This window comes from Rubrivirga halophila, from assembly GCF_046845755.1.
In the GTDB taxonomy this organism is placed as follows: domain Bacteria; phylum Bacteroidota; class Rhodothermia; order Rhodothermales; family Rubricoccaceae; genus Rubrivirga.
The window spans coordinates 3,408,315-3,421,313 of sequence record NZ_CP177357.1 but is presented as its reverse complement, the minus strand read 5'-3'; the positions used below and the strand labels follow the sequence as shown (position 1 = coordinate 3,421,313).

The following is a 12,999-nucleotide window of genomic DNA, read 5'->3' as shown; positions in this document are numbered from 1 at the left end:
ATGACGCTCCCCGTCGCTCCCGCTGACATCGTACGCCTCGGCCGCCAACACGGCGCCGTTGACGTGCGCCTGTTCGGGTCGTTCGCGCGCGGCACGGCCGACAGCGACAGCGACCTCGATCTGCTCGTCCGCTTCCAGCCCGGCCGGTCGCTCCTCGACCTCGTCGGGCTGAAGCAAGACCTTGAAGCGCTCGCGTCGCGGCGCGTCGACATCGTGACGGAGGCGGCGCTGCACCCCGCTCTCCGTGAGCGTGTCTTGTCGGAGGCCGTCGCACTGGCGCCGTGACGGAGCACGACGCCTTCTACCTCGGCCACATTGCCGAGTGGGCCGACCGCATCGAGGCATACACCGCCGTCGGCCGGGAGGCTTTCATGGCCTCGACCCTGCACCAGGACGGCACGATCCGGGGATTCATGGTCATTGGGGAAGCTGTCAAGCGGCTGTCCGACGAGACCTGCGCGCGGGCGCCAGAGGTGCCCTGGCGCCAGGTCGCCGGGTTCCGCGACGTGCTCGTTCACGACTACATCGGCGTGGATGTTGGCCTCGGATGGGAGACTGTCGAGCAGAATCTCCCTGCGCTCCGGCGCGCCGTCGAGCGGCTGCTCGCGGACAACCCGTGACCCAGCTCGCGCTCCGCCAGTCCGGCGAGTACGACGCGCAGTCCGAGGTCGCCGTCGACGCCGAGGGCTGCTACACCGCCGAGCACGGCGGCTACGTCACCGGCGGGCGCCGCTCGGGGCGGCTCACCGCTTGCGACCGTCGCGCCCTCGACCGGCTGGCGGCGGCCGTCGATCTCGACGCGAGGCCACCCGCCCAGGGCGCCGTCGTCACCACGCTCGTGATCGGCGGCCGGTCCGTCTCGTGGGCCGGCGCGCCTCCGACCCCCGCGCTCGCGGCGCTCGTCGGCGCGCTCGTCCGCCTGACGCGCTAGGCGCCGTCCGCGGCCGCCCAGCCGTCCTCCAAGAGCGGCCGGAACGCCACGGCGGCGACCTGCGCGCGTGGGTCTCCGATTTGGGATGGAGTCGGCGTCCCACGCCCCGTTATCCTTCTGCTCGGAACACCATGCTTCCTGCCATGCGACGTCTTCTGCCTCTCGCCCTCGTTCTCGCGCTCGCCGCCCCCGCGTCCGCGCAGAGCGCCGACATCGACACGACGTTCCTCAACCGGAACCTTCGCCAGCAGGTCGCCCTTGTCGACTTCCTCCGCGCCCGGGCGGACGACCCTCTCCCGACTTCCGACGCCGAGGTCGACGCATTGATAGGCAGCGCGGCTACAGTATGGGCCGCCGAGGCGGCAGGGGAGGACCCGTTGGTCGGGCAACTCAACCCCTACGTGTCGCTGTGGCTCCTCAAAACGGTGTACTCGCTGGCCGAGGCCCCCCTCCCCGAGGCGACGGAGTGCCGGGCCTACACCGAGTTCGTCGTCCCCGCCTTCCTCGCCGACCTCGAGCGCGTCCGGGAGGTCGACGTCGCCCACGCCCCGCTCATCTTCTGGGGGCACAATTATGTGGGCGGCCCGCTCGCGTTCCGGTGCGATCTCGACGCTGAGCAGTGGGCCGCGCTGGGGCCGGCGCTCCGGTCCGCACCGGCGCTCTACCAGTCGTACCTCGACGCCGGTGCCGTCCCCAACGACGACGTGGAAAGCAAGGTGACGAGGGCTCGGCAGTTTCTCGCCGACAACGCCCCGCTGTACGCCATCCGCGAGGACGTCGCGCAAGGCGCCCTCGACGCCGCGTTCGCCGGACTCGCCGCGGCCACCACGCGCGCGGTGGAGCCGGACTACCTCGTCCCGCTCGCGGAGGCCGTCTGGCGGACCTACGACGAGGCCGGTGCGGACGACTACGCCCTCGCCACCCTCGACCTCGCCGCCCGGAGCTTCTCGGCAGTCGACCTCGCGCCCGACACGCTCGCGGCGTGGTACGCCCAGGCGTCGCCCGAGCAGGGGCCGGACCGCTTCGTCCGGATGACCGGCACCGACCTCGCCCCGCTCGTCCCTTCCGACGCCGCCGCCCCGCTCGCGGGCACCTACACCGACCTCCAGACCGGCCAGCCCGTCGACCTCGCCGGCCTGCGAGGGCGGACGGTCGTGGTTGACCTGTGGGCGACATGGTGCGGCCCGTGCATCGCGGAGATCCCTCACCTCCAGGCGCTCGTGGCCGACTACGGCGACCGAATCGCGTTCGTCTCGATCAACGTCGACGCCGTCACGGGGGGCCAGGATGTCGACGGGGTCCGGGCCTTTATGGTCGACCACGGCGTCGACTACCCGGTCCTCCACGACGACCCCGACCGGCCGCTCGCGAGCGCCTTCGGCGTCGGCGGGTACCCCGCCAAGTTCCTGGTGGGGGCCGACGGCACGTTCTTCGTCCACCCGTCGACGGGGCGCCGGACCGTCGCGCTGAAGGAGATCCGGGCCGCCCTCGACGCCGCGCCATAGCCGCTCGCCCGCGCGGTCGAGGTGGACGGAATAGCTTGGCGGCCCCCACCGCCCCCTGCGATGCGCGCCCTCCTCCTCCTCGCCCTGCTCGCGGCCGCCGCCAGCGCCCAGAGCACCGACGGACTGGTGCCCCGGTTCGCGTTCCCCGAGAGCGGGCCCCTCTTGGAGCGGACGACGACGACCGGCGCCTTTTTCGACGTGGTCGGCCGCCGCGCCGCCGTCTTCGGCTACGAGAACCGCCCGTTCGAGGCCTGGGTCTACCCGCTCAAGGTGTTGGAGGACGCCCGGCTGACGTTCAACCTGGAGGACTACCCCGTGCCGTCGGACGGGCTCCAGATCATGCGGCGCATCGAGGTCCGCCCCGAGGCCACGACGCTGGTCTACACGCACCCCGCGTTCACCGTCCGCCAGACGATCCTGGCGCCCATCGACGAGCCCGGCATCGTGATGCTCCTCGACGTCGACGCGCTCCGGCCGCTGACGGTCTCGATGGCCTTCACGCCGGACCTCGGCCTGATGTGGCCGGCCGGGCTGATGACCGGCTTCGTCGGCTTCGACGCCGAGCGGGGCCGCTACTTCACGGGCGAGGAGACGCAGCGCTTCTACGGGATCGTGGGGAGCCCGCTGGCGGTCGACGTGTCGGTGCAGCCCTATCAGGAGGAGCCCCAGGACCTGCCGAACCGGTTCGAGATGACGGTCTCGCCCGAGGTGGCGCGCGACTTTCTGATCCCCATCGTCGTCACGGCTAGCACGACGGGCCGCGCCGACGCCGAGGCCGTCTACGACCGGCTGCTGGCCACCGTCCCTGCGCAGTTCGAGGCGACGGCGGCGCACTACCGGCGGCTCGACGAGACGATGCGGATCGACACGCCCGACGACCGGCTCGACGAGGCGTTCGCCTGGGCCAAGGTGGGCATGGACAAGGGCGTCGCCACCAACCCCGACCTCGGGACCGGGCTCGTCGCCGGGTACCGGACGTCGGGCAACTCCGAGCGGCCCGGCTTCGCGTGGTTTTTCGGCCGCGACGCCCTGTGGACCGCCCTCGCCACGACCGCCGTCGGCGACTACGAGACGACGCGCGCGGCGCTGGGCTTTCTGGCGCAGTTCCAGCGCGCCGGCGGCAAGGTCCCCCACGAGATCAGCCAGTCCGCCGCGTTTCTGAATTGGTTCGAGGACTACCCGTACCCGTGGGCGAGCGCCGACGCGACGCCGCTCTTCGTGATCGTCCTGGCCGACTACTGGCGCCAGACCGGCGACCTCGCCTTCGTACGCGAGCACTGGCCCGCCGCCCAGCGCGCCCTCGCGTTTACCGCCGCGACCGACACCGACGGCAACGGGCTCGTCGAGAACACGGGCGTCGGTCACGGCTGGGTCGAGGGCGGCGCACTGTACCCGCCCCACGAGACGCTCTACCTCCAGGGCCTCTTCGTGCAGGCCGCCCGCGACCTCGCCGACCTCGCCGACGCGCTGGGCGACGCGGGCGCCGCCGCCCGCGCCCACGGGCTCGCCGAGACCACGCGCGCCGCGGCCGAAGAGGCCTTCTGGCACGACGCCGACGGGTTCTACGCCGTCGCCACCGCCTTCCCCGGCGCGCCCACACTCGGCGAGCGCCGCGGCCCCATCACCGATGCCGACTTGCGCGAGCAGGACCGCTTCCTCGACGCCAGCAACCGCGACCTCGGCGACCTCGGCGTGATCCGCGAGAACACCGCCATGCAGGGCGTCCCTCTCTGGTGGGGGCTCCTCGACGACGCCCGCGCCCAACGCGCCGTCACCGCGTTCGGCGCCGCCGGCATCGCGACCGACTGGGGCGCGCGCATCCTGGACAAGAACAGCGCGCTCTACGACCCGCTGAGCTACCACAACGGCTCGGTCTGGGCCCTCTTCGGCGGGTGGACCTCGATGGGCGCCTACCGCTACGGCCGCCCCCACGTCGGCGCCCAGGCGTTGTATGCGAACGCGCTGCTGACGCGGCAGGACGCGCTCGGCTACGTCACCGAGCTGCTCTCGGGCGACTACAACACGGCGTTCGGGCGGTCGAGCCACCACCAGATCTGGTCGGAGGCGATGGTCGCCACGCCCGTCGTCCGCGGGCTGCTCGGCATCGAGGTCGCCGACGGCGGGCGCCACGTCCGCATTGCGCCCAGCCTGCCCATCGACTGGGACCGCGTTCGCGTTCGGAACGCGCCCGCTGGCGACGGCACGTTTGGGCTTCTGGTCTCGCGTCGTTCCGGCGAACTCCGCGTCCAGATCGATGGGCTCGCGGGTTCGACTGTCGAGGTCGCCCCCGCGCTCCCGCTCGACGCCGTCGTCTCGCGGGTGACCGTGGACGGGGTCGAGGTGCCGTTCGAGGTCGACCGCCAGGGCGACGTGCAGCGGGCGACGCTCCAGTTCGCGCCCGCGAGCACGTCCTGGGTCGTCGTCGAACTGGCGCGCGCCGGCACCGACGTGGCGATCCGCTACGAGCCGGCGGAGCCGGGCGACGTCAGCCGCCAACTCCGCGTGCTCCGGTCCGTCGCCTCTGAAGGCGCGCTCCGTCTGACCGTCGAGGGGCGTAGTGGCCAGACCTATGCGCTTGCGGTTTGGACCGACCGGGATACGGACACCGAGGCCCTCCGGTCCCAGGGCGTGGCCTCGATCGAGCCCTCGGCGGCCGATCGTGCACGCGGCGTGGCCACCGACCTCCTGCTCTCGTTCGACGGCCCGCCAGACCGGTCCGGGTACGTCCGCCGCGAGATCGTCGTCCCGCTCCGGTAGCGGCGCCCTCAGGGGCGCGCGGGCACTCGGTGTCGCTCCGCGCCCGCGCTAGGTTGGCGCCGATGCCTATCGCCCGCTGTGTTCTGCTCGCGCTCGCCGTCGCCGTAACCGGCTGCGGGGAGTCGCCCGGCGCCGTCGGCCCCGGCACCGCGCGAATGGCCGACACGCTCGCCGCCCGCGTCGCCGCGGCCCACGCGAGCCCGATGCCGTACTTCGTCCTGAACACGGCGCGAGCGGACCTCCTGGAAGCCGCCGCCGGGCAGTACCGAGGCGACAACCTGCTCCGCGCCCGGTTCGACCTCGCGCGCGAGCGCCTCAACGCCGGCGACACCGACGCCGCCATCGGCCACCTCGTGGACCTCGCCGACGCGACGGGCGGCCCGGACGCCATCGCCGCAAGCCCCCTCGCGCGCGCCGTCCACACCTTGCTCGCGACGGCTCACCTCCGGCGCGGCGAGCAGGCCAACTGCCTCGCCAACCACCACGCCGGCGAGGTCTGCGTGCTGCCCTTCCGCGGCGCCGCCGTCCACGCCGACCCCGACGGCGCCCAACGCGCCGCCGACGTGCTCGCCGACCTGCTCGCGGCCGATCCGGACGACCTCGGTGCGCGGTGGCTGTTCAACGTCGCCCACCAAGCTTTGGGCACGTACCCCGACGGCGCCGGGGAGCACACCCTGCCCGGGCTCGGCGCGCCCGACGCCGCGCCCCGCTGGCGCAACACGGCCCCCCAGCGCGGCGCGGCCCTCGACGGCATCTCCGGCGGCGTCTCCGCCCAAGACTTCGACGGCGACGGCGACGCCGACCTGCTCGTCACCAGCTACGGGCTGGCCGATCCGATCCGCTACCTCGAAAACCGGGGCGGCCAGTTCGTCGACGCGACCGAGGCCGCCGGACTGACGGGCCTGACCGGCGGGCTCAATACCATCCACGGCGACATCGACCACGACGGCGACGCCGACGTGCTCGTCCTGCGCGGCGGCTGGTTCGGGGCCGTCGGTGGGTGGCCCAACTCGCTCCTGCTCAACGACGGGACGGGTCGGTTCGAGGACGTCACATACGCCGCCGGGCTCGGCGACGAGCACCCCACCCAAACCGCCGCGTTCGCCGACATCGACGGCGACGGCGACCTCGACCTCTTTGTCGGCAACGAGAGCGGCGGGGCCTACCCCGACGCGCTCGGCGAGACGGCGACCTCGACGGAGCACCCGTCCCAGCTTTTCCTCAACGAGGGGACCGACGCCGACGGCGTCCCCCGCTTCCGCGACGTCTCCGTCGAGGCGGGCGTCGTGCTGGCGGCGTTCGTCAAGGGCGCGGCGTTCGGCGACGTCGAGGGCGACGGGCGGCCCGACCTCTACGTGTCCGTGCTCGGCGGCCCGAACACGCTCTACCTCAACCGCACCGAGAACGGGCGCGTCCGGTTCGTCGAGGGCGCCGCCGAGGCGGGCGTGGCCGGGCCCGCCTTCAGCTTCCCCGTCGCGTGGTTCGACGCCGACGGCGATGGGCGCGACGATCTCGTGGTCGTCAGCTACGACGTGACGCACTTTTTCGAGACGCCCGCCGACGCCGCCCGCGAGGCGCTGGGGCTGGCGCCGACCGCTGAGACGACGCGGCTCTTCCTCAACGCCGGCGACGGCACCTTCCGCGACGCCAGCGCCCAAGCCGGGCTGGCGGTCCCACTCTTCGGGATGGGCCTGGGCGTCGGCGACCTCGACGGCGACGGCCGCCTCGACCTCTACGTCGGGACGGGCGCGCCCGACCTCGCCTCACTGATCCCGAACCGCGTCTTCCTTAACCGCTCTGCTCCGGGCGCGCCCGCGTTCGAGGACGCCACCCTCACGTCCGGCCTCGGTCACCTCCAAAAGGGCCATGCCATCGCCTTCGGCGACCTCGACGGCGACGGCGACGAAGACGTGTACGGGGTGATGGGCGGGGCTGTCGAGGGCGACCGCGCCCGCAACGTCCTGTTCGAGGGCCCCGACGGCGGGCGCTGGCTGACCGTCACGCTCGTCGGCCGCGCGCACGCCGCGCACGGCGCGCGCCTCGCGCTCCGCGTGCGCCCGCCCGACGGCCCCGCGCGCACGCTGCTCCGCACCGTCGGCACCGGCGCCAGCTTCGGGGCGGGCACGCTGGCGCTCGAGGTCGGCCTGGGCGACGGCGTCGTGGAGGGCGCGACGGTCCGGTGGCCGGGCGGCGCCGAGGAGGCCGTTGACGGGCTGGCGGCCGGCGGCCGGTTCCGGCTGGTGGAGGGCACCGGCCGAGCCGAGCGGGTCGCCGGGGGGACCTAAGGGGGCCGCCGGAGGGCCTTGGGGGGCGACCGGCGATCCCCTACATTGACGGGGCATCTCCGCTGCCGCCATGCGTGTTGCCCTCGTCCTTGCCGCCCTCCTCGTCGCCGGCTGCGGGTCTGGGAATGGCGTGCGTGAGGCGAGCGACCCCGACGTGATCGAGGGCGACGACATCGAGCGGCGCGACCTCCAGCGCATCGAGGCGATGCTCCGCGGGCAGGTCGCCGGGGTCCAGGTCATCCAGCAGGGCTCCAGCTTCGCCATCCGCATCCGGGGCGCCGACTCCTTCGGCAACAGCAACGCCGACCCGCTCTTCGTGGTCGACGGCGTCGCGCTCCCCCTCGGCCTCGACGGCGCGCTCGACGGGCTCAACCCTCGCGACGTCGAGTCGATCCGCGTGCTCAAGAACGCCAGCGACACGGCGATCTACGGCGCTCGGGGGGCGAACGGCGTCGTCGTCATCACCACCCTCCGCCCGCCGGCCCCGGCCGACGGGTAGCGCGGACGCAGAAAATTGCCCCTGCCACAGTGAAGATTATGGAAGCGCTTCCGGCCCGAGCACGGCACGTGCAAGGCCCCCTTTGTCCCCGGCAAGGCGGCGTTTCGGCTTGGAATGGCGGATGTAAGCGGTTGCACAGCGATTGTCGAGCCGTTAACCTCTTCTCTGACCGATAGCGCTTCCGAAGGCCCCTGGTACGCTGGGGCGCGGCGCTCGCGCGGACACACACACACACACCACACTCCAGATGAGTCGGATCGCTACCCTCCTCGGGCTGGCCGCCCTCCTGCTGACGCTCGGAACGCCGGATGCCACCGCCCAGTCGCGGACGGTCACCGGCACCGTGACCGATGCCAACTCGGGCGACACCCTCCCCTTCGTCAACGTCATCATCCAGGGCACGACCCGGGGGGCCGCGACGAACATCGACGGCGAGTACTCGATCGCGGTCGACGGCCCGGACGCCGTGCTCGTCTACCGCTTCCTCGGCTACGTCGAGCACGTCGAGACCGTCGGCAGCCGCTCCGTCATCGACGTCGCGCTCGCCGAGGACTCCAACATCCTGGACGACGTCGTCGTGGTCGGCTACGGGACGCAGCGCCGCGGCGACGTCACGGCCTCGGTCTCGACGGTCGACATCGACGACGCCAACGAAGGGCTCATCAGCGCGCCGACCGACTTCCTGGAGGGCCGCGTGGCCGGCGTCAACGTGATCGAGAACGGCGGCGAGCCGGGCGCGAACGTGTCCGTCCGGATCCGCGGCGGCACGTCGATCACGGCCTCGAACGAGCCGCTCTACGTCATCGACGGGATCCCGATCTCGAACGACAACGTGACGCCCGGCGGCGCCGGTGAGGCCTCGAACGGCCCCCCGCGCAACCCGCTCACGCTCATCAACCCGAACGACATCGCGTCGATGACCGTCCTCAAGGACGCCTCGGCGACGGCCATCTACGGCTCGCGCGGCGCGAACGGCGTCGTGCTGATCACGACCAAGAACGGGGCCTCGGGCCAGGTCTCGGTCGACTACGAGGGCACGACCTCGTTCTCGTCGGCGTCCAACAACTACGACGTGCTCACGGGCGACGAGTACCGCTCCTTCGTGACCCAGAACGCCAGCATCTTCGGGGCCGGCGCGCTCGCCGGGCCGGACGGCTCGATCGACTTCAACAACACGAACTCCGACTTTGTCGACGCCATCTTCCGGACGGCCGTCTCGCAGTCGCACAACCTGTCGTTCGGCGGCGGCACCCCGACGACGCAGTACCGCGCCAGCCTCAGCTACCTCGACCAGCAGGGCATCGTGATCTCGTCGGGCCTGGAGCGCGTGACCGCGCGGCTCAACGCCAACAACCAGCTGTTCGACAACAAGCTCCGGCTCGGCCTCAACCTGACGTCCGCGCTGACCGACGACGACTTCGTCCCGGCCAACGACGTCGGCGGGTTCGAGGGCGGCCTGTTCCAGAACGCCCTGCAGTACCGCCCGGTCGCCCCGATCTACTCGGACGCGTCGGGCGACGGGTTCTACGAGGTCCCCAACCAGCGCTCGTTCCGCAACCCGGTCGCGCTCGCCGAGCAGATCGACGAGACGGCCCGGACCGTCCGGACGCTCGGCAACATCTCGGCCGAGCTCGAGCTGGTCGACGGGCTCACGGCCTCGCTCAACGTCGGCGGCGACCGCTCGGTCGGCACGCGCCGCTCGTACATCCCGGGCGCCAGCCCGCTCGGCGAGCCCTACGCCAGCGCCACCACGAACGGCGGCTCCGGCTACCGGCGGACGCTGGAGCGGACCTCGGCGACGCTGTCGACCTACCTGACCTACGCCTCGCGCCTGGGCCAGGACACCAACTTCGACATCCTGGGCGGCTACGAGTACCAGTCGTTCAACGTCAGCGAGACCTCGGTCCAGGCCTCGGGCTTCGTGACCGACGTGACGGCCGACGACCTGTTGCAGTCGGGCGCGCTCATCCAGGTCAACGGCAACGCCGCCGGGCCGGGCACCTTCTCGTACCGCGGGGAGAACCTGCTGGCGTCGTTCTTTACCCGGACGAACCTCAACTACGGCGACCGCTACTACCTGACGGGCTCGCTCCGCTACGACGGGTCCTCGCGCTTTTCGGAGGACAACCGGTACGCCCTCTTCCCGGCCGTCTCGGGTGCCTGGCGCATCACCGAGGAGCCGTTCTTCGACGGCGGCACGGCCGTCACCGACTTGCGCCTGCGCGCCGGCTACGGCGTCGTCGGCAACCAGGCCATCGGCGACTACCTGTTCCTGCCGCTGCTCGGCGCCAACCCGGCCAACTCGGCCGTCCTCAACGGCGTCATCGTGCCGGGCTACGCCCCGACACAGCTCGCCAACCCCGACCTCCAGTGGGAGGAGAAGGAGGAGGTCACGGTCGGCCTCGACTACCGCCTGCTGAGCGACCGGCTCTACGGCTCGGTCGAGTTCTACCGGAACACGACCAACGACCTGCTCCTGCAGGTGCCGATCCTGGCCTCGGTCGTCTCGACCCAGCTCCAGAACGTCGGCTCGCTCCGCAACACGGGCGTCGACCTCGCGCTCGACGCGCTCCTGTTCGAGAACGACGCGGCCAGCTTCACGCTCGGGTTCACGTTCAACACCAACCAGAACGAGATCCTCGACCTCGGCGGCGCGACCCAGCTCCTGACGGGCAACGTGTCCGGCGAGGGCCAGAGCAACGTCCAGACGCTCCTCCTCACCCCGGGCGAGCAGTTCCCGGTCTTCTACGGGTTCGAGTGGACCGGCGAGTTCCAGAACGGCACGGCCGTCTACAACGACTACAACCCGGTCGACCTCGACGGCGACGGCGTCATCGGCCCGCTCGAGCGCGAGCTCGTCGGCACGACGCAGAGCCCGGACGACGGCGACCGCGTCAAGCTCGGCAGCCCCCGCCCGGACTTCACCTACGGCATCCGCCTCAACGGCACCGTCGGCGACTTCGGCCTGCGCGCCTTCTTCCGGGGCGAGCAGGGCCGCGAGCTGTTCAACAACACGGCGCTCGTCTACGGCGGCCGCAACTCGGCCGGCAACCGCAACTTCCTCGACCTCGACTTCCCGGCCGACGAGTCGATCGAAGCCGCCCGCGTGTACTCCTCGCGCTACATCGAGGACGCCTCGTTCCTGCGCCTCGACCAGCTCACGCTCGACTACCGCCTGGGCAACGTCCTCCCGCAAATCCGCAACGCCCGCGTCTTCGTGACCGGCAACAACCTGTTCGTGATCACGCCCTACACGGGCATCGACCCCGAGGTCAACGCGCCCGGCGCGTCGGTCGCCGGGATCTCCTCCGTCGGCGTCGACTACCTGTCGTACCCCCGCGCTCGGACGTTCACGATCGGCGTCAACCTCGGCCTCTAGACACGTCCACCAACAGGCGGGCCGGTGAATCCTGGCGCCGGCCCGCCCCCCCATACACCATGAATACGCATTCTACCCGCGGACGCGTCGCCCTCTTGGCGGCCGTGCTCGTGCCGGTCCTTGGACTCGGCGCCTGCACCGACCTCTCGGTCGACCCCTTCAGCTCGGTGACCCCCGAGAACTTCTACCAGAACGACACCGAGGTCATCGCCGCGCTGTCGCCCGTGTACTCGCAGCTGCGCGGGACGCTCTGGGCCTACCACAACCTCAGCCAGGTCACCTCCGACGAGACGATCGTCCCGACGCGTGGCAACGACTGGTTCGACGGCGGCGACTGGCTCTCGCTCCACCAGCACAGCTGGACGCCGACGCTGGGCTTCCTCAACGACGCCTGGAACACGTCGTACTCCGGGATCGCCCGGGCGAACAGCCTGCTCCGTGACCTCGAGTCGATCGAGAACGTGCCGAACCGCGAGGGCCTGATCGCTGAGATCCGCGGCTTGCGCGGCTTCTACTACTACACGCTCCTCGACCTCTTCGGAAACATCCCGCTCATCGGCGACGAGGAGGGCGAGTTCTCCGTCGACCCGGACAACGTGCCCCCGACCGAGACGCGCGCCGACGTGTTCGCCTTCGTCGTCGGCGAGTTCGAGGACATCCGCGGCGACCTCCCCGTCGCCGGCGCCGGCAACGGCGGCCGGTTCTCGCAGGGCGCCGCCGACGCGATCCTGGCCAGCCTCTACCTCAACGCCGAGGTCTTCGGCGGGACCGTCACGGCCGGCGGCCTCCAGCGCGGCCCCGCCCGCTACGCCGACGCCGCCGAGGCGGCCAACCGCGTCATCAACGGGCCCTACAGCCTCAACCAGGGCATCGACGCCTGGCAGGGGCAGTTCTCGCCGACCAACGAGAACAACCCGGAGCACGTCTTCGTGGTGCAGCACCTCAACGCCGACGGCTACGGCGTCAACTTCCCGTTCCGCGCGCTCCACTACAACTCGTTCGCGGGCGGCGGCTGGAACGGCTTCTCGACGATCGCCGAGACCTACGCCAAGTTCGACACCGACCCGCGCCGCGTCATCTTCGCCGAGGGCCGGGCCATCAACTACGACACCGGCGAGCCGATCAACGACCGCAACGGCGACCCGCTCGTGTTCACGCCCGACTTCCCGAACGGCGTCACGCCGGCCGGCGGCGGCGCGGGCGAGGGCGACGGCATCCGCGTCCTCAAGTTTCCGGTCGACGTCAACCGCGTCGGCCAGAACGGCAACAACGACTACCCGTACTTCCGCTTGGGCGAGATGTACCTGATCCGCGCCGAGGCCCGCTTGCGGACCGGCGACGCGGCCGGCGCCCTCACCGACATCAACACGATCCGGACGCGCGTCGGCGCCGACGCGCTCACGAGCGTCTCGCTCGACGACATCCTGGAAGAGCGGCTCCTGGAGCTGACCTACGAGGCCCGTCGTCGCCAGGACCTGATCCGCTTCGACCAGTTCGTCTCGGGCGACTGGGCGTTCAAGAACGGCAGCGCGCCGTTCCGCGTCTTGTTCGCGATCCCGCAGACGCAGATCGACGCGTCGGACGGCATCCTGGCCCAGAACCCGGGTTACTAAGGCCCGACCGCTGGCGGTCTCCGCCGAACA

General features: G+C 71.6%; 9 protein-coding genes. All 9 read left to right on the top strand.

Features of this window, described 5'->3' with window-relative positions:
* The 9 genes from ACLIRP_RS14945 (at position 1) to ACLIRP_RS14905 (ending at position 12,969) form a co-directional block, all read left to right on the top strand.
* Positions 1–285: a nucleotidyltransferase family protein gene (locus ACLIRP_RS14945; RefSeq protein ID WP_412061263.1), complete on the top strand. Its 285-nt coding sequence runs from the start codon at positions 1–3 to the stop codon at positions 283–285.
* Positions 282–620: a DUF86 domain-containing protein gene (locus tag ACLIRP_RS14940; protein WP_412061262.1), complete on the top strand. Its 339-nt coding sequence runs from the start codon at positions 282–284 to the stop codon at positions 618–620. The genes ACLIRP_RS14945 and ACLIRP_RS14940 overlap by 4 nt, the downstream gene beginning before the upstream one ends.
* The gene (locus tag ACLIRP_RS14935) at positions 617–931 is read left to right on the top strand and encodes a hypothetical protein (protein ID WP_412061261.1); all 315 of its coding nucleotides are present in this window, start codon (positions 617–619) and stop codon (positions 929–931) included. Before ACLIRP_RS14940 ends, ACLIRP_RS14935 begins: the two co-directional genes overlap by 4 nt.
* A gap of 143 nt (positions 932–1,074) precedes the next feature.
* Positions 1,075–2,436 carry a TlpA family protein disulfide reductase gene (locus ACLIRP_RS14930; protein ID WP_412061260.1) on the top strand — a complete coding sequence of 454 codons (1,362 nt, stop codon included), beginning with the start codon at positions 1,075–1,077 and terminating at the stop codon, positions 2,434–2,436.
* A 60-nt stretch (positions 2,437–2,496) separates the two neighbouring features.
* A complete protein-coding gene (locus tag ACLIRP_RS14925; protein ID WP_412061259.1) occupies positions 2,497–5,193 on the top strand; it encodes an amylo-alpha-1,6-glucosidase in 2,697 nt (898 codons plus the stop codon).
* Between the two features lie 62 nt (positions 5,194–5,255).
* Positions 5,256–7,478 carry an FG-GAP repeat domain-containing protein gene (locus ACLIRP_RS14920; RefSeq protein WP_412061258.1) on the top strand — a complete coding sequence of 741 codons (2,223 nt, stop codon included), beginning with the start codon at positions 5,256–5,258 and terminating at the stop codon, positions 7,476–7,478.
* 70 nt (positions 7,479–7,548) lie between these two features.
* On the top strand, positions 7,549–7,977 hold the full coding sequence (locus tag ACLIRP_RS14915) for a TonB-dependent receptor plug domain-containing protein (protein WP_412061257.1): 429 nt from the start codon (positions 7,549–7,551) through the stop codon (positions 7,975–7,977).
* Between the two features lie 247 nt (positions 7,978–8,224).
* Positions 8,225–11,356, top strand: coding sequence for a SusC/RagA family TonB-linked outer membrane protein (locus ACLIRP_RS14910; protein ID WP_412061256.1), 3,132 nt, complete (start codon positions 8,225–8,227; stop codon positions 11,354–11,356).
* 59 nt (positions 11,357–11,415) lie between these two features.
* On the top strand, positions 11,416–12,969 hold the full coding sequence (locus ACLIRP_RS14905; RefSeq protein ID WP_412061255.1) for a RagB/SusD family nutrient uptake outer membrane protein: 1,554 nt from the start codon (positions 11,416–11,418) through the stop codon (positions 12,967–12,969).
* Positions 12,970–12,999: the final 30 nt, after the last annotated feature.

What these genes read in the sequence shown, in the direction of transcription:
- ACLIRP_RS14925 (WP_412061259.1), top strand. Translation starts at nt 2,497, where the DNA reads ATGCGCGCCCTCCTCCTCCTCGCCCTGCTCGCGGCCGCCGCCAGCGCC.
- ACLIRP_RS14910 (WP_412061256.1), top strand. Translation starts at nt 8,225, where the DNA reads ATGAGTCGGATCGCTACCCTCCTCGGGCTGGCCGCCCTCCTGCTGACG.
- ACLIRP_RS14915 (WP_412061257.1), top strand. Translation starts at nt 7,549, where the DNA reads ATGCGTGTTGCCCTCGTCCTTGCCGCCCTCCTCGTCGCCGGCTGCGGG.
- ACLIRP_RS14930 (WP_412061260.1), top strand. Translation starts at nt 1,075, where the DNA reads ATGCGACGTCTTCTGCCTCTCGCCCTCGTTCTCGCGCTCGCCGCCCCC.
- ACLIRP_RS14905 (WP_412061255.1), top strand. Translation starts at nt 11,416, where the DNA reads ATGAATACGCATTCTACCCGCGGACGCGTCGCCCTCTTGGCGGCCGTG.
- ACLIRP_RS14945 (WP_412061263.1), top strand. Translation starts at nt 1, where the DNA reads ATGACGCTCCCCGTCGCTCCCGCTGACATCGTACGCCTCGGCCGCCAA.
- ACLIRP_RS14920 (WP_412061258.1), top strand. Translation starts at nt 5,256, where the DNA reads ATGCCTATCGCCCGCTGTGTTCTGCTCGCGCTCGCCGTCGCCGTAACC.